The sequence below is a fragment of the Brevibacillus laterosporus genome (genome assembly GCA_007833815.1).
In the GTDB taxonomy this organism is placed as follows: Bacteria; Bacillota; Bacilli; order Brevibacillales; family Brevibacillaceae; genus Brevibacillus_B; species Brevibacillus_B laterosporus_D.
In genome coordinates this window covers 4,116,440-4,142,810 of sequence record CP033464.1, presented here as the reverse complement: position 1 = coordinate 4,142,810, position 26,371 = coordinate 4,116,440, and the positions used below count along the sequence as shown (strand labels likewise).

Annotated in this window: 29 protein-coding genes and 1 pseudogene; 24 read left to right on the top strand and 6 right to left on the bottom strand. The window is 34.2% G+C overall.

Annotation, left to right across the window (positions count from 1 at the left end):
• Positions 1-2 precede the first annotated feature (2 nt).
• Positions 3-3,839, bottom strand: a complete 3,837-nt coding sequence (locus tag EEL30_20050; protein QDX94374.1) for a hypothetical protein — start codon at positions 3,837-3,839, stop codon at positions 3-5.
• A gap of 156 nt (positions 3,840-3,995) precedes the next feature.
• Here EEL30_20050 and EEL30_20045 point away from each other — a divergent pair, with 156 nt between their 5' ends.
• From EEL30_20045 to EEL30_20030, 4 genes are all read left to right on the top strand, one after another.
• Positions 3,996-4,427 carry a hypothetical protein gene (locus EEL30_20045; GenBank protein QDX94373.1) on the top strand — a complete coding sequence of 144 codons (432 nt, stop codon included), beginning with the start codon at positions 3,996-3,998 and terminating at the stop codon, positions 4,425-4,427.
• Between the two features lie 82 nt (positions 4,428-4,509).
• Positions 4,510-4,797, top strand: coding sequence for a hypothetical protein (locus EEL30_20040; GenBank protein QDX94372.1), 288 nt, complete (start codon positions 4,510-4,512; stop codon positions 4,795-4,797).
• Positions 4,794-5,078: a hypothetical protein gene (locus EEL30_20035; protein QDX94371.1), complete on the top strand. Its 285-nt coding sequence runs from the start codon at positions 4,794-4,796 to the stop codon at positions 5,076-5,078. The genes EEL30_20040 and EEL30_20035 overlap by 4 nt, the downstream gene beginning before the upstream one ends.
• Positions 5,079-5,186: 108 nt before the next feature.
• On the top strand, positions 5,187-5,699 hold the full coding sequence (locus tag EEL30_20030) for an SOS response-associated peptidase (GenBank protein ID QDX94370.1): 513 nt from the start codon (positions 5,187-5,189) through the stop codon (positions 5,697-5,699).
• Between the two features lie 227 nt (positions 5,700-5,926).
• On the opposite strand, the gene EEL30_20025 is transcribed toward EEL30_20030, so the two are convergent.
• Positions 5,927-6,706, bottom strand: coding sequence for an alpha/beta hydrolase (locus EEL30_20025; GenBank protein QDX94369.1), 780 nt, complete (start codon positions 6,704-6,706; stop codon positions 5,927-5,929).
• Between the two features lie 267 nt (positions 6,707-6,973).
• Here EEL30_20025 and EEL30_20020 point away from each other — a divergent pair, with 267 nt between their 5' ends.
• The gene (locus tag EEL30_20020) at positions 6,974-7,369 is read left to right on the top strand and encodes a hypothetical protein (GenBank protein ID QDX94368.1); all 396 of its coding nucleotides are present in this window, start codon (positions 6,974-6,976) and stop codon (positions 7,367-7,369) included.
• Between the two features lie 685 nt (positions 7,370-8,054).
• Here EEL30_20020 and EEL30_20015 read toward each other — a convergent pair.
• Genes EEL30_20015 through EEL30_20005 form a run of 3 tightly spaced genes read right to left on the bottom strand, consistent with a single transcriptional unit; the run spans position 8,055 to position 11,677 of the window.
• Positions 8,055-8,435 (bottom strand): transposase, encoded by a 381-nt coding sequence (locus EEL30_20015; GenBank protein QDX94367.1) that lies wholly within the window; start codon positions 8,433-8,435, stop codon positions 8,055-8,057.
• Positions 8,428-10,512 (bottom strand): transposase, encoded by a 2,085-nt coding sequence (locus tag EEL30_20010; protein QDX95830.1) that lies wholly within the window; start codon positions 10,510-10,512, stop codon positions 8,428-8,430. Before EEL30_20010 ends, EEL30_20015 begins: the two co-directional genes overlap by 8 nt.
• 25 nt (positions 10,513-10,537) lie before the next feature.
• The gene (locus tag EEL30_20005; protein ID QDX94366.1) at positions 10,538-11,677 is read right to left on the bottom strand and encodes a transposase; all 1,140 of its coding nucleotides are present in this window, start codon (positions 11,675-11,677) and stop codon (positions 10,538-10,540) included.
• 443 nt (positions 11,678-12,120) lie between these two features.
• On the opposite strand from EEL30_20005, the gene EEL30_20000 reads away from it, so the two are divergent.
• From EEL30_20000 to EEL30_19910, 19 genes and pseudogenes are all read left to right on the top strand, one after another.
• The gene (locus tag EEL30_20000; GenBank protein QDX94365.1) at positions 12,121-13,464 is read left to right on the top strand and encodes a transposase; all 1,344 of its coding nucleotides are present in this window, start codon (positions 12,121-12,123) and stop codon (positions 13,462-13,464) included.
• A gap of 77 nt (positions 13,465-13,541) precedes the next feature.
• Positions 13,542-13,784 carry a hypothetical protein gene (locus EEL30_19995; protein ID QDX94364.1) on the top strand — a complete coding sequence of 81 codons (243 nt, stop codon included), beginning with the start codon at positions 13,542-13,544 and terminating at the stop codon, positions 13,782-13,784.
• A 47-nt stretch (positions 13,785-13,831) separates the two neighbouring features.
• On the top strand, positions 13,832-14,146 hold the full coding sequence (locus tag EEL30_19990) for a hypothetical protein (GenBank protein QDX94363.1): 315 nt from the start codon (positions 13,832-13,834) through the stop codon (positions 14,144-14,146).
• Positions 14,147-14,181: 35 nt separating this feature from the next.
• A complete protein-coding gene (locus EEL30_19985) occupies positions 14,182-14,412 on the top strand; it encodes a hypothetical protein (protein QDX94362.1) in 231 nt (76 codons plus the stop codon).
• A gap of 186 nt (positions 14,413-14,598) precedes the next feature.
• Positions 14,599-15,117 carry a hypothetical protein gene (locus EEL30_19980; GenBank protein QDX94361.1) on the top strand — a complete coding sequence of 173 codons (519 nt, stop codon included), beginning with the start codon at positions 14,599-14,601 and terminating at the stop codon, positions 15,115-15,117.
• A gap of 360 nt (positions 15,118-15,477) precedes the next feature.
• Positions 15,478-16,416, top strand: coding sequence for a hypothetical protein (locus tag EEL30_19975; protein QDX94360.1), 939 nt, complete (start codon positions 15,478-15,480; stop codon positions 16,414-16,416).
• Between the two features lie 332 nt (positions 16,417-16,748).
• Positions 16,749-17,042: an XRE family transcriptional regulator gene (locus EEL30_19970; GenBank protein ID QDX94359.1), complete on the top strand. Its 294-nt coding sequence runs from the start codon at positions 16,749-16,751 to the stop codon at positions 17,040-17,042.
• 30 nt (positions 17,043-17,072) lie between these two features.
• Positions 17,073-17,357 carry a hypothetical protein gene (locus tag EEL30_19965; GenBank protein QDX94358.1) on the top strand — a complete coding sequence of 95 codons (285 nt, stop codon included), beginning with the start codon at positions 17,073-17,075 and terminating at the stop codon, positions 17,355-17,357.
• Between the two features lie 91 nt (positions 17,358-17,448).
• Positions 17,449-18,054, top strand: a complete 606-nt coding sequence (locus EEL30_19960; GenBank protein ID QDX94357.1) for a hypothetical protein — start codon at positions 17,449-17,451, stop codon at positions 18,052-18,054.
• A 148-nt stretch (positions 18,055-18,202) separates the two neighbouring features.
• Positions 18,203-19,531 carry a hypothetical protein gene (locus EEL30_19955; GenBank protein QDX94356.1) on the top strand — a complete coding sequence of 443 codons (1,329 nt, stop codon included), beginning with the start codon at positions 18,203-18,205 and terminating at the stop codon, positions 19,529-19,531.
• A gap of 522 nt (positions 19,532-20,053) precedes the next feature.
• Positions 20,054-20,329: a hypothetical protein gene (locus EEL30_19950; GenBank protein QDX94355.1), complete on the top strand. Its 276-nt coding sequence runs from the start codon at positions 20,054-20,056 to the stop codon at positions 20,327-20,329.
• Positions 20,330-20,395: 66 nt separating this feature from the next.
• Positions 20,396-21,796 (top strand): hypothetical protein, encoded by a 1,401-nt coding sequence (locus tag EEL30_19945; GenBank protein ID QDX94354.1) that lies wholly within the window; start codon positions 20,396-20,398, stop codon positions 21,794-21,796.
• Positions 21,789-22,799, top strand: a complete 1,011-nt coding sequence (locus EEL30_19940; protein QDX94353.1) for a hypothetical protein — start codon at positions 21,789-21,791, stop codon at positions 22,797-22,799. The genes EEL30_19945 and EEL30_19940 overlap by 8 nt, the downstream gene beginning before the upstream one ends.
• A 180-nt stretch (positions 22,800-22,979) precedes the next feature.
• A complete protein-coding gene (locus EEL30_19935) occupies positions 22,980-23,162 on the top strand; it encodes a hypothetical protein (protein QDX94352.1) in 183 nt (60 codons plus the stop codon).
• A gap of 37 nt (positions 23,163-23,199) precedes the next feature.
• The gene (locus tag EEL30_19930) at positions 23,200-23,415 is read left to right on the top strand and encodes a hypothetical protein (GenBank protein QDX94351.1); all 216 of its coding nucleotides are present in this window, start codon (positions 23,200-23,202) and stop codon (positions 23,413-23,415) included.
• Between the two features lie 69 nt (positions 23,416-23,484).
• Positions 23,485-23,898, top strand: coding sequence for a hypothetical protein (locus tag EEL30_19925; GenBank protein QDX94350.1), 414 nt, complete (start codon positions 23,485-23,487; stop codon positions 23,896-23,898).
• A 3-nt stretch (positions 23,899-23,901) separates the two neighbouring features.
• Positions 23,902-24,528 carry a hypothetical protein gene (locus EEL30_19920; protein ID QDX94349.1) on the top strand — a complete coding sequence of 209 codons (627 nt, stop codon included), beginning with the start codon at positions 23,902-23,904 and terminating at the stop codon, positions 24,526-24,528.
• A 37-nt stretch (positions 24,529-24,565) separates the two neighbouring features.
• Positions 24,566-24,898 carry a hypothetical protein gene (locus EEL30_19915; protein ID QDX94348.1) on the top strand — a complete coding sequence of 111 codons (333 nt, stop codon included), beginning with the start codon at positions 24,566-24,568 and terminating at the stop codon, positions 24,896-24,898.
• 254 nt (positions 24,899-25,152) lie between these two features.
• Positions 25,153-25,587, top strand: a pseudogene (locus EEL30_19910) (hypothetical protein).
• A 134-nt stretch (positions 25,588-25,721) separates the two neighbouring features.
• Here the strand turns inward: EEL30_19910 and EEL30_19905 are convergent.
• A complete protein-coding gene (locus EEL30_19905) occupies positions 25,722-26,129 on the bottom strand; it encodes a hypothetical protein (protein QDX94347.1) in 408 nt (135 codons plus the stop codon).
• Positions 26,130-26,371: the final 242 nt, after the last annotated feature.

Sequence of the window (26,371 nt, the reverse complement as noted above, 5' to 3'; positions counted from 1 at the left end):
TTCTAATAACCAAAATCTTTCAAAGAGTATCTTTGTGAACCATAAGCAGTATTAGGAACACCTTCACGGATATAAATAGTGATTTTTTCACCTAAATATTCGACATCATGTATACCATTAGTTTTCCCTTTTTTTAGAGCATCATCAAAAGCAAACTGAACTGCATCTTCGACCTGCTTGTTTGACCATTCTTTGTTGAAGTAACTTCTTGGTTTTTTGCTTGTCCCGGAAATAATTATTTCAACTTTTTCACGAGTCATTTTTCTTAACAGAAAAGGGATTTCATCTTTTACTTTATTAAAGACATGGCGTTTAGTTAAATGACTAAGAACTCCATTGCTTAGTTTTCCAGTTTTGGTTATTAATTCACCAGTTTTCTTAATAATCTTGCTACCGCTTTTTCCTATCAAGGTTCCAAAATACCCTAAGGGCAAAGATGGCTCCGCGAAAGATAGAATAATAGAATCACCTTCGAGCATTAGCTGAGTAAATTCACTATACTTACTATGCCCTAGAGAAGCATCTGTATAAGCGTAGCCTAGTAATCGGTCGTTTACTTCACCAGTTTCTGATAGATATCCCATATCATAGATATAAACATCTCTAGCAACATGCAATCCCCATTTATTGATAACATTTTCATAGGCCATTACAGATACTAAAAATTCATAATCATAATGACCAGTTATTTCACCTTCATAAAATTGAATACTCTTCAGATAGGTTTGCATACGTGAGATTTTTTCAGACGGTATTCTTTTATTATAAACATCAATAAGCGTATCCGCATCTAATTCCATATCTTTGTTATTTAAGACCATAACATCTGCTTCATATTTAAACATTTGTGCATCTGAAGCATAAATTGATACCACATATCGACCGTTTTGAGCATGGGTTCCAGAACCGGTTTGGTTTACATATCCATCCCAAAGAAAGAAATAGTCTTTATTAGCCTGAAATAAATCTGTCCGAACATCTTTATAAACTAATTTTCCCTTGGTCTTATTTCGTTTTTCATAGACTTCGAAAACAGTAGTTGTATGAGGAGAGAGATAACGCCATTTAAACTTAACTGGATCTTTTTTACCTGGAATCGAAGTAATTGTCTTAAACATAGGAATTGGAGTTAAATCTTTAACAGCAAATTTTCCTTTATCACTTCCAATGCTCCTCTTAGCTCGATACTGAGGTTCTTCAGGACTTAATTGTTGCTTTACAAAATAAACGCCGGGATTTTCGGGTATGAATACAGTATCATCACTGCCAGCTACTATGGTTTTTAAAATATCCCCATTTCCATTTTCAATAGTAGCGATTCCTTTTGGAAGAATAATGTTAAGTTGAGATGATTCAGTTAAAACATATCGATAATAATCAATGTCAAATACTGAACTGAGATCAAAATCATAAATAGCATTTAGCGTTGCTAATGTCGCATCTTGAGGCGTTGAATCAAAATCTTCTTCAAGAGTAATTCTACTACTGGTGCTAGCGCCTGTTATCTGAACATAGTAGGTTTGGTTTCCTCTAAATAGAGTCTCTGCTTTTTTGTAATGGGAATATCCAATCGTAATGTTTTCGGCACTTTCAGTAATTAATTTAGTTAGTTGAGGATCTTCGTATACCTTGATGTCAGTGTTATTAATTCCTATAGCGTCAGTAAATAGGCGATGTAAGCCTGACTTACTTGTAGTAAATTTATAATAAAGACTGTCACTATTTTCTTGAATTAATGGTTGAGATGAATTTAACTCAAGGGTATGGAAAGTAGGGATACTATTATCTGTTTCGCGAATATGTTCAGCAGGGCCATAGAATATAAATGGTTCTTCGCTCAAAAGGGTTATAGTTATTCGACTATGTGCTGGCAGATATGGTGATGAAATGAAGCCTGTATATTCCTTTACTGTTCCATCAGAATGGTAAAGTGTATAGCTGTATTTTGTATTTTCCTTTTCCCCAAAGGCTTTGATTCTAGATACGTAGTTAGTTGGATTATAGAAGGTAAAACTTTCCCCTTGTGAAAGTTTTTTATAGGTTAAAGCATCCTTGTTTTTAACATAGTTAACTGAGAAGTTGTCTTTATTATATATAATAGTAGCTGGATTTTGCGAGATTCCACTTAATACTAATTTCCCATTAGAAGAGATACTTTTTGAAGTTGCACTGGAACCCAGAGCAGAACCCCATAGATATTCAAAAGTATCAAAAGAGCCATCCGGCTTGTAATACACCATACTTGGAAGATTGTCATTTTTTTTGGACATGTCTGTCTGTATTTTTTGTGTTTTTTCGGATATATTTAGTAGTTCAATTGTTTCCCCATTACGCAACGGAATACGTTCAAGAGCTGGTTCAGAACTGTCTGTGGAAGATAAATATCTATAATGACTATAGATTGTAATTGGATTATTTGATACGTTGCTAATTAAGACTCTGTTATAAGGTGGTAATTTAGGTGCTACTGATGTATTCACAACTTCTTTAACAAAGTTACCATTTTCATCAAATAATTTATAGTCAAACTTATCAGATGTAGCAACTCTAATCTCCTTAAGATCTAATGGGAATTCACTCAAATTATCAAAGTAATAACTTTCACCCTTATGTAATATTTGCTCATAAAACGGAGGATCAGATTCATCCTCATTGAGAAAATTTAATGGATGGTATATGAATGATACAGGTTCACTTGTAGAAGGTGATACAACAATAGTTTCCCCAGCAGATACAGAAGCGTTAGTTGTGTATTTTAAGTTAATAAGACCTGCTGCTCCGTCACTTTTATATTTTGCGTACTGATAAGGGTTTTTAGTGGAGGCGTCAGTATGCAAATTAATGGATTTGTTATTCGCATTAGTTAAGGTTAATGATTCACCAAAAGATAACTCTTTTCTTATTAACGCAGGCTCATCGCTATAATCGCCTGATGTCATCTCAAAAGGGGCTGAAAATCTAATAGAGTCACCTGAAATAGTGGTTACAACTATTTTCTCGCCCGGTTTTATAGCAATCCCACCTGATTGAGAGCCTTGGGCGACTAAAGATTTAATTAGATTATCCTCAGAGTCATAGAGAGCAAAATCATATTTAGGGGAGGGGCTTTTTGTTCCTCCATTACTTTTTACAAAGAACTTGATATCTGAGGTATTTGTAAATGTATAACTCTCGTTTAATCCTAACTCAACAGTTCTCAATGCAGGGGAGCTAGAAAATGTCACTTTTACACCTAATGGATATTTAAAGGTTACAGGTTCATCAGAAATTACTGTGACTATCATTCTACCTTTTAATGATTTTCCACTAGAACTATTATCAAAAAACTCTACGAATACTCCTGCAGCATCATACTTAACATAATTGAAAAAGGTTTTTTTTGAGCTTGATGCATCACTAGATATTGATACGGTATCATCACTCTCAAATACTATCGTTTCTCCTTTATGTACAGTTGTTTCTTCTTTTACAGATGCGGCTGCACGTTTGATACGATTCTTAAAATCATCAACAGTAATTTCCTCTTCTTCTAAAACAGTTGTATCTTTACTTGTATCGATTTCCGGATCTTTCTCAATAGAATCAGTTGCATCTTTGGAGACTTGTTCTTTTGATTCTATATCCTCGCTGATTTCAGATTCAGTGGGGAGAACAGTGGTTGTGCAATCAGGGGGTGTACCTTCTTCAGAACTCTGATCTAAGCACGTAGATTCTTTTTCTGTTTCAGACATATGGATTGTAGGGAGTTCATCTGAAGTAGCAAAAGCTTGAAACGGTGTTAATGCAATCTGACTGATTAAACTGAGTAATAGAACAAAAGTAAGTAATTTAAATTTCAATTTCCAATAACCTCCTATATATTAAGTTTCCGTTATATTATAAGAGTGTTAAAAATTTTAGTAAAATAAAATAAATAAATTAATATAATCGTGAAAATACTGATTACAAGAGGGATTGTCCTCAAAAAAGATGAAACGGTTGAAAGTGCTACAAGTGTGCCAAATTTTACACCCCTTTTGGAAATGAAAAGTTGGTTTGAAAACTCAATGACTCATCAAATCAAAGAGATAACAGAAAACTTGCATCACAAAGAAGCAGAATGGATTTCTAGAAATCAGGAACTCATTTCTAAGTTGGATACTAAAACAGTTGAAATAGACTACTTAAAATCAAAAATTGCTCAATCAGAGCAACTTATTGAAATCTACCAAGAATCAATCAAAATGAAAGATGAGATGGTTGTACAAAAAGACAAGCGGATCAACAAACTCACTAAGGAGATGGCTGATATTAAGAAGCGAATTGAAGCTATTTCCCTACTAACAGAAAAAAGAACAAGTGCGAAAGAAACTAACGGAAGAGTTGATGTTAAACGTCCGAAGACAGCCTTTAAAATGGACAGAAACGGTAACTTAGATAAGATGTAATGAAATTCGTTTTTTATTGGATACATAGTGATATTCAAACATTGCTGTTGATCGAGGATGATCTTTAAGGAGGTGACATAGTATGAATGAGTATTATTCTGAAGTTATAAAATCATTAACATTTAATGACTTGCAGGTATTGAGTTTTTTGTCGGATGAAGATGCTATAGCCTCATTTAAAGCCAAAAAGAATAAAAAAATATGTGAACACACAAATTTAACTGAGGCAATGTTGAGAACATCAATCACGAGACTATTAGCTTGCCGATTGATTGACGTTGTATCTGGTTTTAAAGAGAAAGCGTATTATCTTAGTAAGTATGGCATTACTGCCATTGATATATCTTTCAAAGGAGTGGATAAAGAATGATAGCTGTTATTGGTTGTGGAGGAGCAGGAGGAAATATTGCAGATGAGGCATCAAGAGTGGGGTTTGCTACTGGAGCAATTAATTTCTCTCAGCAGGATTTAGATTCGCTAGAGCATGTACAACTCAAATTACGCATACCAGGAAGTGAGGGAGTAGGTCACAATCGAGATGAGGCAAAGCGTCTGCTTTCAAAACACTATCAAATGTGTATAGATTGGATTATTGAACACTTCTCAAATCCCTCGATTGAGGCAATTATTTTTGCAACATCATCGTCATAATATAAATACAAAAAACGAAATATATCAACTTACTAATTCTACTGTAATTAATCACCTGCAACATCTACATGGATATACTGAAAGAGCTTTGATAAAGGTAAAAATCGAATTGGACAGCTCAGATGGGGGCTGATTCCTTCTTGGTCAAAAGATGAAAAAATGGCTTATAAAATGATTAACGCTAAAGCGGAAACCATCAGGGAAAAACCATCCTTTAAGAATTTGTTCATTAGAAAACGTTGCATAATTCCTGCTGATGGTTTCTATGAGTGGATGAAGATCGGTAATGATAAACAGCCAATGCGAATTATGGTGAAGGATAAAGGGGTGTTTTCATTGGCAGGACTATATGATACTTGGAAAAGTCCAGATGGAGGAAGAATAAATACATGTACCATAATCACAACTAAACCTAACACTTTAATGGCAGACATACATGATCGCATGCCTGTAATAATTAAGAGAGAAGATGAATCATTATGGCTAAATAGGGATGTTCAAGATGGTGAGTTGTTGGAATCTCTACTATTGCCATTTGAAGAAGAACAAATGCAAGCATATCCTGTGTCTAAAATGGTAGGCAACGTTAGAAATGATTTTTATCAAGACCTAACTTTATAGAATCGATTAAAACAAGCTGCTTGACATATTGTACATGACTAATATGTTAAGTAGCTTGTTTTCTTAAATAGGAATATGTAAGTAGAATACATTCTTTTGCGTTTTACAGAATATTACATTTGACTTATAATCGTGTAATGAGAACAAAGAAGAGGGAGCTATATTAATTAGCTACGGAAATTGGTACCGGCATATCGGCTGAGCGATGGTGCGGCTAATCAGAGGCGTTATGCAAAAGAAGATAATAGTTGGTTGAATCTATCACGCTCCTCCAAAAAAGGGCAATGTCCGCTGTATTGGAATGGAACTAATCGCGAATTTTTAATCAGCTTATTTGTTTCCTGAGCTTGGGTAAACGGAACGACTTTATCATGAATTCCATGAATAATTAATGTGGGCACATCGATCTGTCCAAGATCGTTGTAAACATTCTCGTCTCTTAGCGTGGCCATAATGGCGGAAGTCGACCAATTCGCAGCTTGTAAACCCATTAGAAAGAACCATTCGGATTTCGGTTCAGAAATGTACTGAAAGAAAAAAATCCCTGTTTGGTTTTGCAGCATTTTCGGACGGTCATTGTTTGTTTCTTCGATGATTTTATTCGTAAATTCTTTTGGAACGCTTGATGGAGACGCAGCGTCGATCAGGACGAGTTTAGATACCTCGTACCCTTTGTAACGAGCCATATAACGAATCGAGATCGCGCCTCCGGTAGAGTGTCCTGCCAGTGTTATGTTTTTTAGCTGTAACGCTTCGATGACCATACGAAGATCATCTGCTAATCTGTCAAAACCGTAACCGTCGAATGGTTTATCCGAATTGCCGTATCCTCTCCAGTCCATTCCGATACAACGATATCCGAGCTTAGGAAGGAAATTGAACTGATATTCGAACTGGTTATGGTTTAGCGGCCATCCATGAATAAAAAGTATCGTTTTATTTCCCTTCGGATTGATGTCCTCTATAAATACTTTTACGCCCGGTTCCACAGTAACGAAGTATCCCAAGTGTATCACCTCAATTTTGAAAAATGTACTTCCCCATTAAGATATTCGCCCTAGGCAAGGTGAATGCCTAATTTCGGCGTCAAATTGGGTTTAGATAGTGCGTAGAGATTTCTGAGGAATAGCTTGAGTGAAACAATTTCTTCAGATCATTGAGCTAACGGGCAGGATAGTGAAATGCCTCGCTGCTCTCATTATGAACCTAATTAAGTGAACTACATATACTGAAATGAGTCATTTTACTATAAGATCAAAATGTGGAGGTTAACAATGGTTACAGGGCAACAGATGATGCCACATCCAATCCTTTTAGAAGTAAGACAAACTGCTCCAAATCAAATTTTAATGACGTATGATAAGCGGACTGATTTAGCCTCAGCAACAAATGTTTCAAATTACTGGATTAGAAGTAATATGGTTCCTGTTGGTATTGCGACCGTAGGGATGAAGGATGCACTAACAGCAGAGAACGCAATACGCCCCGATATGGCAATGATAACTCCTGCTGATAATTCCATGATGAGATACTTTGTGACATTTAGGGTTAATGCAATGTCTGGTATAATGTATACTGTTCTCCCTTGCTTTGTTAACTTAGAGGGAATGACCGGTTTTATGGGGGAAAACTGGGCTCCATTTAGCAGAAATATGTTTATTGGCATGTAATTCTAATGATGACTTTGAGTACTTAAAGCGGAGAAGGCGAAAACGTACCACAAGAATCGTTTCAGTTAACGGGTACGTTAGTTGAATAAAAAGAGGTATTCAGGAATGTATTTTTTTGATCCTGAATACCTTTTTTATTTTCCAATTTGATTTCTTTACGGAGTCTGACGGTTTGTGATTGAAAAAGCGGCGTGAACTAAACACATTCGGTCTAATACTTTATTTTCAATGTACAGCCGCGGCTTCGGATTAGATTTCTTAACTAGTTGTTTTCAACTTTGAGGCTATACCTGTTGGACTTTTACCAAACCAGCATTTAACGGTCTGAAAGCACACACAAATTAAAAAACAGTCCCAAAACACTAATATCGTGTTTTTGACTGTTTTTTGTTGTATAAGGTGTAAGAGTCAATTAATACTGATTATATCATTGAATACATGAATATAAAGAATTAGCACTAATTAATACGCTATTGTGAAAAAATAAGTCTTGATAACTACAACTTTATTTTCTTCGAACAACTGAAGCTACCTTTTTATTTCAGATCAGTCTAAAACTAATTGTTTAAAACTTGATCAGTTATCTCCTCTGAATTTCGCACTACGTAAGGGTTTCCAGTCTAGTACTTTATTTTCATCTAACACAGTACTTCTTATATTAACAATTCTACCAGTTAGTTGAAACTTATAGATTTCTATATACCTCTGCGTAGGCAATTTTTAACTGTTCACGCAGTTGTTTATTTTCATCTTCCATCTTTTTTAAGCGACGCTTTAGCGATGCAATCATAGCATCTTTATTATTTTCGTTCATTTCAAGTTTAAGTTGTTTCGGCGTTGGGATCTGTGCTTGCTGTAGTCGAAGAGACTCAATTCTCTGTCGGAGTTCTGGATTGTTATAGAGCGTTGCTTTACTAACACCGGACTCACTAGCTACACTATTAAAATTAATGCTCTTGTAAGCCTTTAGAAGCCGTTTAATGGCCTCATATACCTTTACCAAGGTTTTGGCTTTTCTCTGATCATGAAGAAGCTGTAACTGCCTTTTTCGGTTATAATTAGACATTTGACACCCCTTGCTTTCGCTTAACACGATCTAGCTGTCCGAAGATGATGTTGCCTTGTTTAATTGTGTTGTATATGCCTTGTAACCTATTTAAATTCTTTTTATTTTTATTTGCAATTTCTTCACGCCCATATTGTTGAGCAATTTCAATCATTTTAGATGTTGATTGAATATGAATTTCATATTTGGCTATATCCATATCAGAGAGACCTACGGCTAAGTCCTTACATGGTTTTCCACTGTTACATGTTAGACATGGTGGTTCTTCCGAATAAGGGCAATTCCCGTTTAGCCTAGCATGGCATGAGCCATAGGGGTTATCTATAGCGGTCAGTTTATGATCACGCCATAGAATATCTAATACATTTGTATCAGGATCACCATAAATGCCTATCTCAAGAATCTTACCTTCTATGTCAAAACTGAAAATCCCTTGTTTTACCGCGGTTTCAAATGCTTTTCGTTTTGTATCGTCTAATAAACGTGCGTATCTCATCGTCATTTCTGGAGAAGAATGTGCCAATAATTCTTGAACAGTTAAAATGTCAGCACCGCTGTTTAACATCTTAACTGCGAACGTATGTCGAAATTGGTGGGTCTTAAAGTGGAACCTCATTCCGCTTTCATCTGTGATGTTACACTGGAGCGCAAGTTCATTTAGTTTATCCCGAATCCAACTTTGGCCGTATGGTTGACCTTTACGAGACCCACGATAGCGAACAAATATGTATTTTTCAGGGTTGTTGTCATCGTTTGAACTCTCTATTGATGTCTTAATTAAGACTGCAATAATGTTTGCTAATTCCTCATCAATCGGAATGCTGTGTCCTTTACAATAGGTTTTTTCTATGTCAGTAACGATTTGATATTTTTCATTTAGCTTAACTAAGCAGTATTGTGTTAAACCTAAAACATCTGAGATTCGAAGCCCAGTCTTAAAAGCCACCCAAAATACAGGTTGAACCTGAGAGTGCAGTAAATTAATATTTTCAAAAACTTGTTGTAATACATAATCAGGAATATAGTCTATTTGGTCAAAAGATTTTTTGGGTTGATTAGGTTTATCCTTAGGAAAAATAAGAATCCTAGTATTCATTTCGGGTGCAATTGCGTACTCAAACCTTCGAAGGTCTTCTAAAAACCCTTGTACGAGATCCAGTGAATGTTTGATAAATCTTTCAGGATTTTTAATCCGTTTATATGGATTGCTATTCACATATTCATGGAGCCATTCAATGAATTTTTCTATATGTTTTCTAGAGAGGTGCTTTAAATCATTCCATGCAGGCTCAAGTACGAATATATAATTTAAAAACTTAACTAGATAGGATAATTTAGAGATTGCTGTACCCCAAGTAAAATTTCTTCTTCCCAATAGTCGTTGTTTAAAATACTTTTTGAGTTGCATTCTAACATATCTATTATTAATCCCTGAAAAATCCAAAAAGTATTGGTTAGTCGACGGATTAAATCCTAAATTGTACCTTTGATTTAGAATTCGGATATCCCACTTATCCTTTTCCCATTCTTCTCGCTGATCAGTAAGATTATTAAGAGCATTGTAAATAGTTCTAAGAAAGTAAACCTCTGGTGCATATGCGGGGTAAGTGCGACCATTTCGTCTATAAGTTTTGGATATTTCTGTTTTGATTCCGATACTTTTTAACCATAACACCCATTCACTTTGAGTTTTTTCAATATCCAAGTGGAGTAGACTGGAGAGAGACTTATATTTTTCATTCAGAAACTGTGTCAATCTTCTAAGGGATTGAGCTTGGCCAGAAAAAGTATTCTTCAGTTCCCACTTATCAGTAAACAGCATTTGATAGAAGACAAACTTCAGTTCTAGATTCACAGGAAAACTATTGACTAAAAAGGGAACATTTCTTTCCTTTCCTTTATAACTTTTAAATTGCACCTCAAAATTCGGGATCTTTCCAAGGTAATTTATATACCATTTGTTGTTCGTTAAAAAATAATCATCATAAACAGTATCAAATATGATTTTACCATCTTCTGTTACAGTTTTTCTTGAATATGAAGATAAGCTATCTATAACATGATCCAAATGATTCATTTGTTTATGATTCTGGGAAATAACTTCAACCAAGTTCTTCAACCTCCTCGATTTTTCTCCCAACTTGGAATGCTGACTGGGCTATCTCCCAATTTTCACGGATGTCTTCTTCGGATGGATGAACATACATGTTTAGTGTGGTTTGTATGTTTGAATGTCCTAGTCGTTCCTGTACTTGCTTAATGTCTTTGGTCTGTCTGTAATAAAAGGTAGCATGAGTATGTCGAAGAAGATGCGCATGGACATCGATACCTGTTTTTGCTTTTAACCGCTTCATCAAGGCACTAATATCTTGATACTCCAGAGCTTGTCCAATCCGTTTACCTTTTAACTTTACAAATACAAAATTAGTATCAACCTCAAGTTCGTCGAGTATTTCATACATATAATCATCAAAAATATTCATCAAATCTTGTGAAACAAAGATAGTACGTTCACCAGTTTTCAGTTCAGCACCATTAGGGAGTTCACCACGATCCATTAGTCGAATCCGATGCCCATTTTTGTGGTCATAAATGAAGTCTTCGATGAACAACGATAAAGCTTCGCCAATTCTTAATCCAGTTTCGAAAAGTAATCGTATTAGCAGCTTATCGCGTATATTATTTGTTGCTTGATATATTTTCTCAACTTCTTCTTTTGATAAAATCCGAACCTTTTTTCTATGTACTTTTACTTTCAATATGTTCTTATTGGATGGTTTATCTTTATTAACGTGGTACAGAAAATCTTTATATCTTGAACGATTGGTAGATACTTTTTTCATTAATTTATTCGCCAAGTCAGTATCGATTTGTTGATACCTATATAAATAATCATAAAAATTTGTAACAGCAGTAATGATAAGATTTACAGTAGTTTCACATCTTAAAGATCTAACCTTCTTAATAGGAGTAACTTTGCTACTTTCGTAAGGATTCCTTAACCAACCTACAAAATCTGAGAGGTCACTGACATTAATTTCTTTGAAATCTATTTTTACATCATTCAAAAATTCGAAGAAATGTTTCAAGGCATAGCAATATGTCTTCTGTGTATTCCGACTTTTATTGGATGAATCAAGGTATTTGAGGTATTTCAAAGCAGATAAAACCGGATTTCCATTGTCGTCTAATAACATATACCGCCTTTGATTGTTCTCTAATAATACTTCCTGAACTCTCATTTGATTCGCAACCTCCTATTGGCATGGATCTTGAAACGATCTAATTATCAAATACATGTTATACTAACAATACCTTTTTTGTTTTGTCTGATTAATGTTTCTATTATGTAATAAATAGAGAATAAATAGTATCATACTAAACTATCTATCCTCTATTTATTATAGTCTATTTAAATGATTTACCTGAGTGCATAGCTGAAATTTAAGAGGAGCAAACATAAGCTGCGGGCAATCTTGTAGAGTAGAATAAAAGATGGTTTTCATCACATTAAAAGGAGAGGATATAGATGGATTTGAATATTAAACAACTAAGGGAATTGAATCAATTTCATAAATCAGAGCCCTACGGGCCCAAGAGTTTTTGAGCATAGAAAAAGGAGTACCTCCCCAAATCTCTAATAAGTTAAGTGCGACCCAAACTTAAGAGGTGGTGGTGACTCCCAATGTCTATTATAAAACAAGGAAGCCTATTTGATATACAGGAATTATTCGACTTAGAACCTCCCAAACGTTTTGAGGCTATTTTCTCCACTCTTGACATTGAACCGCTTCTTTTCTCTATTTCCAAAAAGTCGATCTATGGTGCTCCTACCGAGTTGAATTATGCTGCCATGCTATATTCTCTGGTCGCTCGAATCGTAGAACGAATTCCCACTGTGAAAGATTTACGAAAACGACTAAAACATGACTTTATCTTTCGAATGGAATGCGGTTTTCTGTTTTCTGACAATCTTCCTTCCGAGGCATCGTACTCTCGTCTCGTTCAGAAGCTTTCTGAAACAGCACACCTCAATAAAGTCCAAGACAAGTTACTGTTGCAAGCGATACAGGAAGGGTTCATAGGCGATGAAGCAATTGCCATCGATGCAACCCATTTTGAATCCCGTGATCGAGGTGTGGCAAAAGAAAAAAAGACGAAACCAGAATTGAAAAAACGTGGACGTAAATCAAAAGCAGAAAAAGATATCTACGACAAGCAAAAGCAAGAAAAGGAAGCCCAGAAGTCCTTATATGAAAAAACCATTGCAGCTCAACTGGATGTGACGTTGGAGGACCTACGGTACCAAGTTCCTATCAAACCTGCTTGGGGAATAAAGAAAAATAGTGATGGAAAGAACATGTTTTGGTTTGGATACAAAGCTCATCTTGCAGTCAGTACGAAAAGTCAATATATTCTTTGCTCCCTCATGTCCTCTGGAAGTATGAACGATGGGAAAGCAGCGATTCCTTTGTTGAAAGGAATTCAAACTGTCCTTCCCAATCACATGCGATATGCAATCATGGATGCGGGATATGACTATGTCCCGATCTATCAACAAATCGGACGAATGAACGCACAAGCGATTATTGCTTACAACAAGCGGAATGAAGGAGAAATGGTTGGATTCGATTCACATTTTGCGCCAACTTGTGTCCGAGAATGCTCTTATCGTTACGACAGTTATGATAAGAAGTACAAAACGTTGAAATTTGTACGGCCAAAAGAATGTAAAGACTGTCCATTGAATCAGGATTCTCTCTGTCAAAAAGTCTATAAAATTAAGGCTGAAACCGATCTTCGAAAGTACACCGCGCCAGCCAGAGGAACAAAAACGTGGGAAGAACTATATGACCAGAGAACAGCCGTAGAGCGAGTACATGCTTATTTGAAGGAGTTCTTTCAGCTAAACAATGTCCGATATCGCACAGGAAAGAGGGCAAAAGTCCATTTTGACTTGGTTACTCTTGTTTATAATGCATCCAAGTTAGCAGTGGATCGAATTCGTAGGAACTGGCAAGTAGGATGAAAGTAGCAGCTTAATTTTTTCAAAAAAACAGCATTAATCCCGTAGGGATAGTCTAATTATTTTTGGAAAAAGCCTTTATGAAATTGATTCAATTAAGTGAAAATACCGTAGTTAGGGCTTATTATGCTGAAGATGGGGAACATTGTATGGCGACAGGTAGTTTAATCAGTTACACACCTGCTGGTAGCTTTTTGTTTGTTGCAAAGAGGAAAGGGAATAAGAAAGTTTTTGTTCGCAAAGATGGTGCAAGTAAATATGAATACTCTGCCCAAGAATTTATGGATAATTATGAAAATGGTGTGGCTTTAGAAGTAAACTGATATTTCTTGCGGTAAAATGGAGATTCAATGAGAAAGGTGGGTAAAACATGCAATTTTTATTTAATAGTAAAGGTCAGCACATCGCAAATTTTGTAAGGGGGCAACTACATTCTCCAAGTGGTAAAAACATTGGTCACTACCTTCAAAGATATGAGATTTTTATTGATATGCGTGGTCGATATTTAGGTGAAATCATCCATAAAAACAGATTAATGTACAAAACAACTTCCCCTCATCGTTCAGTAAACTATGGCTCTTATGGGAATTATGGAAATGTTGGTAATTACGGGAATCCTGGTAACTATGGCTCAATCGGGTCAGTTGGTGGATACAAAGACATTGATCCTGAAAAATTGAAATGAAACGGTGATTTCATCCAATGGGGGGTTGCTGAAAAATGGATTATTTAAACAATGAAGATCCGTTTAAAGTAATATTGAACCAAGAAGAAATAAATCGCATTCAATGTCCTCAACTTAGAGAAATCAGAATGAAGTATTGGAGATTAAGACACGAAGCATTTATTGATGAACGAAATATTTCTGACAGAGATTTAGAGAAAGTATTGGATGAATTGATACGTCAGGAACAAGAAGAATTGCAACGTTTTAAAAACACTAATATTTAGATTAGAAGGGATGACTGCTGTGCACACTTTCATTCAAGAGGTTAACGGATACAAAATCAAACATTGGACACTAGGTGATGTTTACTACATCCAAGTGGGTAGTGATTGGATTATTGAAGATAAAGACCTTTCAAAAGTAATCGAGTTTGTAATGAAAAGGTAATTTTAAGGGGGTAGAGATTAATCATGTTAGAATTAGTGTATGTTGAAACTTATTCCAATGATAAAAAGACAATCCTCGAAAAAGAATCTACTACTAAATCAGGTTTCAAAAGTGTACTTGATGTGGCTAAATATCTCTATTTGGAACGAGAATTTGATTTAACTAACTGTGTAGATGAGCATCTGGTTTCAGAAGATTGGTTTGATCATGGAGATAATTTTGTTAATGAAACTGGGTACAGATATTCTAAATCTTATTATTTCATTAACAATTTCCAAGAAATAAAGGGTATTAGTTTGAAAGCAGCAATGGAAATAGTCGATGCATTATACTTGATAGAAGAACACACTCACACAATAAGCAAAGAGGTTAATGAAATTGGAAAGAGATTTGCAAATGATGCGTATTTAGATAACATTAAGTATTCAATGGATATTATTAAAATTAAAAAGAATGTTCTTTTACGATATGGCTATTCTCAAGCTCAAATGATAGAAATGATAAGGGACTTATATCACAAAAATTATCATTTTGCGAGATAAGCAATGAAATTGGTATTTTATTATACATGGGTTAAAAAAATAAGAAGAGGATGAATTTTGTCAAGATATTATGAGCAACACATCACATTACTTTCAAGGAGGGTTCAGTATATGTCATCAATTTTTTTAAGACTAACTACCAATGAAAATGAGGTTTTTGATGGAGATACAGCAGTCGAGGTTGAATGTCCGGTAGACTTTTTTATTGCTCAGGATACTCTAAGTTTTTATTCTTAAGCCAAAGGTGAAAAAAAGAAATATGCATTTACTTTAACAAAAGAAGGCATGGAAAAATTAATTCAATTTTACGGACAGATGATCAAATAAAATATCGTTTTTATTATGAATTGGAGGCTCATTATGATACAAATAAACGTTATTACAGATATGTATACAAAAGAAGAGGAGCAGTCACTTAAAGAATTTTTATTGCAACAAATTACTGGGTTTACTGAACAGTTAAATTTAAGTAGTTTAAAGTCAATATTCATAGCTAAAGATTACGTAGAAGAATTAAAAAGCTTTCAAATGGAGCATAGTTTAGAAGCGATAGGAGCAACCAAAAGTGATACAGCAATCGGTGTAGCTAAAGTTGTTAAGTATAATGAAGCAGATGGAAGCTTGTCTCAAACAATTTTCTTTAAGGATCAATTACTTATGGGATTGTTTCAGGAAAAATTAGCGGCTTCTACATTTCATACTATACATCACGAATTTTGTCATGTGCATGATAATTTTGTTATGCAACATATTTATTCTCAAGTGGAAGACGTTCAATATAGAGATTTAATAAGTCTTTTGAGAACTCACTCCGATATAATTTGGCGTGAATATGTAGTAGAGCGTTTATCAATTAAAAGCTATAGAATAGATAACGTTCGAAGTGATGTTAAATATCTTTTTGAAATGATTGAAGAAACTAATCAGGGCGTTATGCTAAGTATTAGTGAGTATAAAAATTCACATAATACGGGGCTACTATTTAAGGAGTTACAAGAAAAAGCTAATTTATTATTGAAATATAGTTCCGCTTTTTGTGGAGCTATGCAAGGGTTACAGGAAATTTCTAGTGAGTGTGATTATATTGGTATAATTAGTGAACAACTCGGTGAATCATACTATCACGACACATGGCAAAGATTGAATACTGAACTTAATGAATTGTATGCGAAGTATCCAAAGTGGGAATCAATAAACGTTTTAGATGCTGTCGGAAAAGTGGTATTGAAGTTATGGAATGATTTAGGAGTAGAAGTTCATTCCCAAGGAAATAGAATTATTATTGGTGTTGTAGATTAAATAAATTTGGCATTTCATTAGGAAAGAGGATGTAAATATGAACTGTTTTTCACCTCTCACACCTTGGCTTGAACGAAAGAGATAACTTCCCGACTTTTCATTTTAAGAATACGGTACAGCTGATTTCAATTCTGGAGGTTTTTTAGCTTTAGATATTTGTTATCCAATTCACGAATCAACCCTGCATACCTCAAGAAGTCTCAAACAGACATGGACAGATGTTCGCCAGTATATTAATTCTGCTTTAAAGATGGTTGATCACATAGTTTTTCCTATAGAGCCAGAGATTATTGAGATTGGAAGCTGATTTAAAGCATAGGGGGAAACATATTATGGACTTTACATCAATTTCGGATATTGAAAAATATATTGGCTCAATTATGGCTGCATGCCGAAAAAGGGCGGGATTGAGCCAAGAGAAGTTAGCAGAATTGCTATTTATATCTAGAAGTAGTATCAGTAAACTTGAAAATAACAATGTAACTCCTAAAATGGATCTCCTTATGGAATGGAGCGAAGTTACAAATTCAAAAGATGCTGTAGTTGCAATGATTTGCGGAAAGAAAGGTGTAGAGTGGTTAATTGCCAAACTGAAAGAAGAAGGGTACTGGATAGAAAATAGCTGATGAAATACTGTTTTTATTGGAGGGGAACCTTTGATTAGATGTCCAAAATGTAATAGTGACGATACAAAGATTCATGTTGAAGCAATTTACGCAGATAGTATTTCTTTTGATTGGAAAATGAAAGGAAAAGGAATTAAACAAATTAAGTATAATATAAGAAACAGAGCATTACCCTATCCAGAAATTAGAGTATTTTTTGATTGTAATTCATGTAGTTATTCTTCAGACAATCTGAATGGTTTTGACACGCTTGAAGGTACTGATGAAGAAGTTCAGCTAATCTTACACCAGATTCATAAGTCTATTAATGGGTAAAGCCAAAAAATAGAATAATTATACAGCATGCTTTTCTTATTGCCTTGCACTATTATTTTACTTATAATCATCTGGGTGAGGTGATTATAAAATGTCATTAATAGTTAAAATTTCCATTAAAGATGATAAGGGTAAAGAAGCTGAATTAGAGTTACAAGAAACTGATAGTCTTTCAAAATTGGTTATCGTTCAAAATGTGTTTAACATATTTGGTATTGATAAAGATATTTTGAAAACAGTAAAAGAGTTTGAAAAAATAGGTAAGGCTTATAGTCATTTCTTTGACAATATGAAGCAAGAAGAAGAGCAGGTAGAAGAGAAGCAGCAAATTAACAATGAAGAAATTCGAGAGCAAATGATTGAAGGACTTCAAGAGATTCATAAATCTCCAGAGAATCAGGGGGATCGAGACACTCAAACGGACACTGTTCCTGATAATGTTGTACAGGTTTCAGATTATCAAACAACAGGAATTAAGGAAGATTCTAATGGAAAAAAAAGATATAAATTAAGATACGAATGTCCAATTTGTATGAATAAGGGAGTTCATTACATTTATAGCAATTCGACCGAAACGTGGTGTCATGCTTGTGGAAGTAAGATGCCAATTAAGTCAGCTCATAAAGAGGGATTTCCCAATAGAGATTCACATGGAAATTTTTATAGAGCAGGTGATTATTGCGACTACTCTTACTAATAGGGGTAGTCGGTTTTTGGATAGTGACTGTTCAATTTAATGGCATACATAGAAAAATATATCATTATATAAAATAAAAATTTGTATTAAATAACAAAGTGTGTTATAATGAAGGTGTGGGGAATTAATTGGCTGTGGAGGTAATTTTATGATTTATTCTGAATATCAGGAATTGCAAGTGCACCTTAGACAAGAGATTAATATTAAGCGAAAATCTCAAGGTTTAAAATTAAATAAATTAGCTGAACTGTTAGGAATAGATAATGTAACCACATTAACACGAATTCTAAAACCCAGTGATTCGGTAGATAGAAAGTTTAATGTAGAAATGATTGATTCCATTACCTCTATTCTAAAGCTGCCAGAAGGATACTTTTATCCTTGGTTTTTAGGTGAACTGAGAAGAAAAACAAAGAAAAATGAAAGTGGTACATTTATCGAAGGGAAAACGAAGGACTTTATTAAGAGATGTTTAGACATTTCGCTGTATAGTATTGTGTCAGAGTTAATTGAAGAAGTTATCAATGAGAAAAATACAAAAGTGATCTTTGATCTAGCTGAAGAAATTTTTTCTCACGCAGAAGTAAAGTATCCTTATGATCCAAGCACTGTAAACTACAATCAACCAGAATACACTCACGCACTTTATCTATACCAGCTTATTTCAGAAAAAGAAAAAAGCTTTTCTCCACAGTTAGCAGTTTGCTATCTGAGAATTTTTTACTTACTCAGATTTGATCCACAGCAAGTACATGAACGATTTGTCTTAATGAAAAACTTTATACGATTTATGCCAGAGGATGAGCAATTAGTTGCTTATGAACGAGCTTGTGCTTACTATAAGATGTATTATAACTGGGACAAGTTATATGAATCATCAGTTGCGCTAGAAAATTTGGCGAAAGGAAAAAACGAAGATAAATTTGGCTTTTCCTTAGTTTCAAAAGGGTTTGCCCTCAATGGGCTTCACAGGTTCAATAAAGCTTTAGAAGTTATTAATGAGTATAAAAATATTGATCTTTTTGAAGAACAAGCTAAAATAAACCAATTAATAACGCACATACATCTTGGAGATATGACCAAGGCTGATGAGCTTATTGAAATTGCATTGAAGAATCCTTCACCAACTAGAGAGTCCACACTCGCAATAGTGCTTGAAAAATACTCGGAAACAAGCCAATTAGATCCAGCATTAAAACTGATTGAAAAATGCAATCAGCATTTAAACTTAGATAAGGATGATAAAACTCATCTTGCTTTTAAGATTATGAAGTTTAAAAGGGCAGAGGGGTTAATACATATACAAAATGATATGTACGATAAAGGGATAAACAGGATATTAGAAGCGGCAGAGATAGCAATAAATCTCGATCTGACACCAGAGTTTGGTGAGTTGGTCGCTTTATTAAGTCAAAATATTGAATATGCAAATAAAGAACAGAAAAACAAGCTGTATGACTTATATAAGAAACGATGAAAGGAGGTGATTCTATGAAGAAGTTATTACTTTCAATGTTTGCAGTGTTATGCCTTGTATCAATGGCATCAGTGGCTAGTGCAGACGCAGGAGAACGCCCAGTAGCATTAATGGACGCAGGAGAACGACCTTAGAATTACATAAGTATCTTAAAACCTCTCAATGTCTTTGGGAGGTTTTTTTTGTTGTAGATATTGTCGAATATTGTCGCAACAATTCCATTTTACTTATATTTTATTTCTTTTGGAACTGTGTTTAAATGTAAATAGTAATAAAAAAATAATAACAACAGTAAACGTACCAAACAAAACAAAAAATTGAGAAGTGAAAAATCAGATTATAAAAATACAAAAGAACGAACTTTCATTCTCGACAATGGTAAACGAGAGGAGTATTTATTGAAATGTTAGTTTATCTAGAAAACTATACAAAAAAATAGTTTTTGCAAATGGTATTTTTTCATTTGAAATTGACAACTCTGATTTTGATGTTTGCGGTTCAATATTAAATCAGCAAATCCTAGTGGGTACAACCAGTGGCACAGATATTAAGTTAGATGTGACAAAGGTAACTTTCGAAGCAGAGGAAGAAATTGATGAAGTCATGCACTATGAGATACATATGAATGTTCGTATGGCGCTAGGAGATTCAGAAGAGATTGACGGGGAAAGTCCTGTCACCTGTGCATACTGGATGCTTTCAGATTTAAATATGGACTGTGAGTTTCTTGAATTAGAATTTAAAAAACAAACACATTGTTTTAAAGTTCTTTCATCAAATATCACTTGGATAAATTGACTCCTTTCTTGAGGGGTCAATTTTTGTTGTCAGATCACCCTATTAAACTGTATAATAGAAATAAAAATGTCTACAATTAATTATTATTATATTAATTTCCCGAAAGAGGCTGATCGGATGCAAGTTGGCGTAACTAGAGATATGGTTGAGGAAGTGTTGTCTCAAGCCTTAATTGAAATTAAGACCAGTAGGAAGACAGTAAACTCCTTCAAAAAACAGTTATCTGCACACGGAGTAGGGTTAGCAGATTCTCAACGCATTATTAATGGGAAAACACCTCTAAATAAAGTAGAAAATAGTGTATTATGTCTATTCCTTATTCACATCAGAGATTTCCTAGAAGGACAAGACTTAAAAAATAAGATAGCTGCTGAAAATTATTTTACACAACATGAGATTAATGAAATAAATTTAATGGAGCTTTCCACAGAGAATGAGGAGTTGCTACCATATACTTTTTCTGATGCGAAGCAGTTTGAGTTAGATGATTATGATACATCAATTGATGCAGAGCAGCTTCTCAAATTGAGTGAAGGAAATGTCATTCAATACAATTTTGACACTCAAAGGGAAGCTAAATTATTGAAAGTAGCAACCGGTATAATAAAAGCTCCTAAGTTAAATAGCAAAGCGGTAAAGGAAATCACTCAATTAATTCTTGAAGACAAATTGTTTAGAACAACAATCACATTTAATGCTAGATTAAACTCCTCTGATTCGGGACAAGAATTAATTTTTGACACGAAGAATAAAACATTAACCGTCACCGAAGGTACAAAGTTAGACTGTCTGGACGGTTTTCATAGGTTAACTGCTACAATCAATGCCATAAAAACAAACCCTGATATTAAGATGACGTTCGGATTAAGGATCGTTAATTACAGTCAGAAAAAAGCACAGAGCCTGTTCTCTCAAATTAATACATTCACCAGTCAAAGTGTGTCAAGGTTGGCAGAAATGCGTCAAAGCCATTCCTCATATGTTGTTAAACAACTTAGAGAAGAAAGCATGCTTGGAGACAAGATATCTTCAGGTGATCAGCTTTCAACTGATCAGTTAGTAACTTTCACTGTTTTAGATTCAATTATAGATGAAGTGTTCCATCCATCAAACATCATTGAAGCAAAAGAGGTTGTAGGTCTTCTAAAAGAAACTTTTGATTCAATTGCGATGCGATATCCTGAAGAATTTGTAACTAACATTGGTAAAACTAGAAAAGAAACGATCATTAACCACAATCAAATGTTCAATGCGTATGTGATTCTAGCTAAGGAATTGAAGAATGTGGAGTTGCCTCCAAGTCATATCACAACGCTCATAGACAAGATTGATTTTTCACGTAGCAATCCACTGTGGAAAGAAATAGGAGTATTGGACAATAACAGTTCGATGATGACCAAGCCTAAGAGTAAAATAATAAACTTTTTTAAAAAATTGGATGTTAAAGAGGAGATAAACAATGTCTAATTTACGATACGAGGATGGCTACTATAATGAAGCCTTAAAAAATGCTTTTTTGGATGAGCACTCAAGTAACCTTAGAACATATGACTCATATTCTAGGATTCTGAAAGCAAGCAAAGATATCGAGGAAGAAAAAGGAAAAGACTTAGGAAGTTTTAACGTTGGTGATTTGGAAGATTTATTCACCCACTTAAATCCTTCAAGTATATGGGCTAGTCAAACCAATATCAGCATTGTTCAGAGCTATGTAAACTGGTTTATAGAAAATGGGCATAGAGAAAATAATATTAACCCATTAGTGATGGTTAAAAGCATCGAGGGATATGCGAGACAATTTATTGATGAAAGTGCAAAACAGTATTTTTCTAAAAAAACAATTGAGGAAATTGTTCAATTTGCAGTAAATCGTCAAGATGCTGTTATTCCATTGGCTTTGTTTGAGGGTTTTGCAGGAAAAGAAAACTGTGAAATAAGAAATCTAAAATGGCACGAGGTAGACGTAAATAATAATAGTGTTTTGCTAACTGATATAGATGGCTCCAAAAGAGAATTGATTGTCTCTGATAAATTAATTGAGCTTTTAAAAGCTGCTCATCATGAAGCAGAATACCTTAAAAATAATGGGAATGAACTACCAGATACATCACGTAATATAAGAGAAGGTATCGATCTAGTGGAAACAGGCTATGTATTGAAGCCAGCTAAGACTAGAGTCGTCAATACTGATGCAGTAGGTAAGCATGTTGTTTCAAGACGTTTAACTGCATTGGGTGAGTATTTTGGAATCCATAACTTTACTGCTTTAAAAATAATGAGATCAGGTATGATCTATATGGGCTATGAGTTATACAAGAGAGATGGAGTTTTAGATAAAGAGCAATTCGGAGAAATATGCGTAAGATTTAATATACCCAAAGCTTATTATGCTAATATGTATGATTATAATTACAATCGGATTAAAGAGTATATAAATCTAGACAGGATTAAAGAACTATATGGTGAATAAGAGCGAAGCCCTCAGAATGTCTGGGGGTTTATTTATACCATAGACTGAGAAGTTGAAGTGAATATAAAAACAAAAATAATTTATTTAATTCCTAAAAGGGTATTTACAAGTCTGAAAAGAAGATGTAATATAAAATAAAAATATGTATTTAAATATCTTATTTATAAGAGGGGGCATTCAATGAGTAGTGTTTGGGATGAAGGAGAGCCAATGTCAACAAAAGATTTAGTTTCACTGTATGAGTGTGGCATTAGAAGACAGGAAGCAAAGTTAATTAAACTCAAAGAGTCGTACAGTGATTGCAGCATGCTTGAAGAAGAAATTCAAGATATAAAAGAAAAACTAAACAAAATAAAATCATAAAGTAAAAGACACTTTTTATTAAAAGGGAGAATAGAAAATGGAAAGTGAAATAGTAGCAAGTTTGCAATCATTATTTGATCAAGCAGAGAAAAAAGGATTGTGGTTCTATTCTAGTTATCATGACATTTGGCTTTCTCCAAGTAAGCTCAGACAAGAGCAAGAAAATGGAAAGTTTCTATGGGGGGCGGTTAACTGGCAACTTCGTGATCCTCTAGAGAGAGTAGTAGAACTTAAGTTTAGAAGAAATCAATGACAAATAAAATTTAATAATTAAAGCAAGAACCTAATAAAAGCTGGCTTTCATCAGATAGGAGGGATTCAAATGCTACCCGAAAATGTAAAACAAGAACTCGAAAGTGCTTTTGAGCATATAGAAGCTGCATATGATTTACTACATGGACAAGATGGTTACTACGATTCAAAACAATCACTTTCTGATTTCATATATTATTTCAATGAGAGCAATGACACTGTTAGAGGTAAGGTTAATGTTCTTTATCGAGCTTTGTTGGAATTAACCTCAGAATACAAACCAGATCCTGTGATGACAAGAGTTGGAGGGAAGAATATTGTGACTGATGAAGAAAAACAACGTGCAATTGAGTTAGGTAAGCAACTGGGATTAGAGGTTACATTCGGCAATGAAGAACCAGAAATCTACATTGGAGATTTAAAAATGAGCTTTAAGGAATTATTTAAGGGATGGCTTCCAGAGTTGAATGAATTGGAGGAATAGAGATTGTTTGCGAGAGTTAGTTTTGATAGTGAAAATCGAATTAAGATTAAAGAAAAAGAAGAGATTGAATTATTTATTGGTGATGCAATAGATTGTAAAGAATTAGTGTTGGAAAATGGTGAACTAAAAGAATTCTATAGTTGGTCGCATACATATAAAGAAGAGGAAGCCGCTTTATCCGAAGGGAAAATGAAATTTGTAACCACATCTGATTATGTAGAATTGAAACCAAGTAAAGAATATTTAATTGAGATAGAATCTTTTATTCAAAAATTTCCAACGATTATAATTAAAATTAGAGGCACAGTCCAAACATCAAATAGTGCTGTAGCTAATATGCTGAAGCAAATGCAAGAGGTACAAGATAAGTTTCAAAAAGCATTGCAATCATTTGATGAAAAAATTGAGTTTAATCAAAAGTGCGATGTACACATTGGGAACCTTGGGTTGTTGAATATTAATCAGATGGGCTATGCAGTTGATAAATGTACCGAAGAACTACAAGTAGTATTGAATCAAGGATGGAGAATTCTAGCTGTTTGCCCTCAATCAAACCAACGAAGACCAGATTATGTGTTAGGCAGATTCAATGGCGAAAATGATGCTAAAGTGACATGCATTAACTTTTAAAGTAGGATATGGATTTGATCAGAAAGGGGTGTGAAATATGAGTTTAAATGCAAGTCACATCAATACAATGATATTTTCAGATGAACAAGAGAAAGCTGAAGCAAAATTAAATGAGTTAATTACAGGAATAAATGAAGATATTGTTTTTAGAAGAAAAGACCTTGTTAAAACACAGACCAAAACGATTCAGGCACGTAAGTTTTCTCTTCAGTGTAGAAGTTACAGATACAGAGAGGTATATGTCGATTTAGCTTTAAGGTACCATGAAGATTTTAAATTGATATTTATGTATTTAGTTCCACCGCATTATTATAGGTCGGAAGAAAGAGATGACAATTATAATTGGCGTGACCATGTGCATTGGTTTTAAATTAAAACATGAATTTTATAAGGAAAGGAGAACAGCATTTGAGCAGAAAAATATTACTTCAAGAAACAATTGAATTAGACACAGGAATTTCATGGTGGGATACAAATAGGAAGAGACTCAATGAAGTGATTACATGCTTTAATGATTGGCAAACTGTACACAGATTTGATAATTTCGAACGTGAAGTTGTAATCGCACGTATTAGCTCTTGTCGAAAGTATGGAGCATATAATTCATTTTCAAAATGGCAGTGTGAATTACTTGATGAAATGGAGACAGGTGAAGGGATTGTAGTTAAGAATGTTGACTACAAGGATCGCTTTGGGAAGCAATTGTTTGTAAAACTGGTAACTGACAGTTTTCGTGAAGTCCAAAAACAAAAAGCACCGAAAGACCCAAATCAGTTGAAGACTCCAGAGATGTTATTTGTTGAGCAATATGTAACACAGGCAAGAGTGGAAAAATTCTTGTACAAGCTAGTTGATGAAGGAATTCTAGATGAAAAATTTGGTATTGAAGATATGGGGATAATTTTAAAGAATTTGAACGTTAGGATTTACGAGGATTTGTTAAAAGAAGAGAGAGACTACCTTCCGAAAGAGTATGAAGAAAAAGTACTGCGCAAAGGCTTGAGCAGATTATTGCCAAACCTAGTAAAAACTATTCTTTTAAGCCATGTTATTAATTAATACAGACAGTATAGGCACGTTTTCAGATTAATATTTTAATAGTTTATTTTGATATATTCTCATGAGCAAAAGAAGTGGTATTAAAAATGTTTAGCAGGTGAGTGGCGAAAATGCTTGTGCACTATGCAAATTGCTTAATTGTTACGCTTAACAGACGCAAATCCAATCAAGGCGAAGACTGTTGATAAAATTGCATAAATAACAGAACAGGTTAAAAATGTAAGGTTAAAAAATCTAATTCCATACAAAGGTGTTAAAAAGATTATTACCAACGGTATAGTTGCAGTGAAATCTACTTTCGTAATAATGTTAGCGAAAATAGTGGAAATAGAAGTCAATAATGTTATAGACCAAAATACACCAAAGTATATATTTAGCCTTTTCGCCTTACTTTTAGCTCCCAAAATCATAAGCCAAATCCATACGCTCAAATAAATAGCCGTAACAATAAAATTTACCAGAGTAGCCTGACTGCCCATTAGTGTTTCATTGAAATTTAGGATTATGGCAATAATTGTAGCTATAATTGAAAAGATAATCATATCATGTTTTCCATCCTTTCTGATTCCTCCAAAATATCAATGCTCCCTGCTAAACATCATCAAACAAAGCAACGTAGTAAAGAAAATTAACTGCAAGAAATTGTACCATTAAAAACGTCTAAATACCATAAATGAAATGAATATTTTATCAAAGATTAGGAGGGGAATTAATGAGTTCAGAAACGACAAAAGGGTTGTGTGAATTGAAAACATTACTCAACAACCTTTTGCCAAATGTGGGA

Coding starts and splice junctions, on each gene's coding strand:
- EEL30_20040 (QDX94372.1), top strand. CDS start 4,510: ATGAATGAGTATTATTCTGAAGTTATAAAATCATTAACATTTAATGAC.
- EEL30_20035 (QDX94371.1), top strand. CDS start 4,794: ATGATAGCTGTTATTGGTTGTGGAGGAGCAGGAGGAAATATTGCAGAT.
- EEL30_20020 (QDX94368.1), top strand. CDS start 6,974: ATGGTTACAGGGCAACAGATGATGCCACATCCAATCCTTTTAGAAGTA.
- EEL30_20015 (QDX94367.1), bottom strand. CDS start 8,435: ATGTCTAATTATAACCGAAAAAGGCAGTTACAGCTTCTTCATGATCAG.
- EEL30_20010 (QDX95830.1), bottom strand. CDS start 10,512: ATGAATCATTTGGATCATGTTATAGATAGCTTATCTTCATATTCAAGA.
- EEL30_20005 (QDX94366.1), bottom strand. CDS start 11,677: ATGAGAGTTCAGGAAGTATTATTAGAGAACAATCAAAGGCGGTATATG.
- EEL30_20000 (QDX94365.1), top strand. CDS start 12,121: ATGTCTATTATAAAACAAGGAAGCCTATTTGATATACAGGAATTATTC.
- EEL30_19995 (QDX94364.1), top strand. CDS start 13,542: ATGAAATTGATTCAATTAAGTGAAAATACCGTAGTTAGGGCTTATTAT.
- EEL30_19990 (QDX94363.1), top strand. CDS start 13,832: ATGCAATTTTTATTTAATAGTAAAGGTCAGCACATCGCAAATTTTGTA.
- EEL30_19985 (QDX94362.1), top strand. CDS start 14,182: ATGGATTATTTAAACAATGAAGATCCGTTTAAAGTAATATTGAACCAA.
- EEL30_19980 (QDX94361.1), top strand. CDS start 14,599: ATGTTAGAATTAGTGTATGTTGAAACTTATTCCAATGATAAAAAGACA.
- EEL30_19975 (QDX94360.1), top strand. CDS start 15,478: ATGATACAAATAAACGTTATTACAGATATGTATACAAAAGAAGAGGAG.
- EEL30_19970 (QDX94359.1), top strand. CDS start 16,749: ATGGACTTTACATCAATTTCGGATATTGAAAAATATATTGGCTCAATT.
- EEL30_19960 (QDX94357.1), top strand. CDS start 17,449: ATGTCATTAATAGTTAAAATTTCCATTAAAGATGATAAGGGTAAAGAA.
- EEL30_19955 (QDX94356.1), top strand. CDS start 18,203: ATGATTTATTCTGAATATCAGGAATTGCAAGTGCACCTTAGACAAGAG.
- EEL30_19945 (QDX94354.1), top strand. CDS start 20,396: ATGTCTACAATTAATTATTATTATATTAATTTCCCGAAAGAGGCTGAT.
- EEL30_19940 (QDX94353.1), top strand. CDS start 21,789: ATGTCTAATTTACGATACGAGGATGGCTACTATAATGAAGCCTTAAAA.
- EEL30_19935 (QDX94352.1), top strand. CDS start 22,980: ATGAGTAGTGTTTGGGATGAAGGAGAGCCAATGTCAACAAAAGATTTA.
- EEL30_19930 (QDX94351.1), top strand. CDS start 23,200: ATGGAAAGTGAAATAGTAGCAAGTTTGCAATCATTATTTGATCAAGCA.
- EEL30_19925 (QDX94350.1), top strand. CDS start 23,485: ATGCTACCCGAAAATGTAAAACAAGAACTCGAAAGTGCTTTTGAGCAT.
- EEL30_19915 (QDX94348.1), top strand. CDS start 24,566: ATGAGTTTAAATGCAAGTCACATCAATACAATGATATTTTCAGATGAA.
- EEL30_19905 (QDX94347.1), bottom strand. CDS start 26,129: ATGATTATCTTTTCAATTATAGCTACAATTATTGCCATAATCCTAAAT.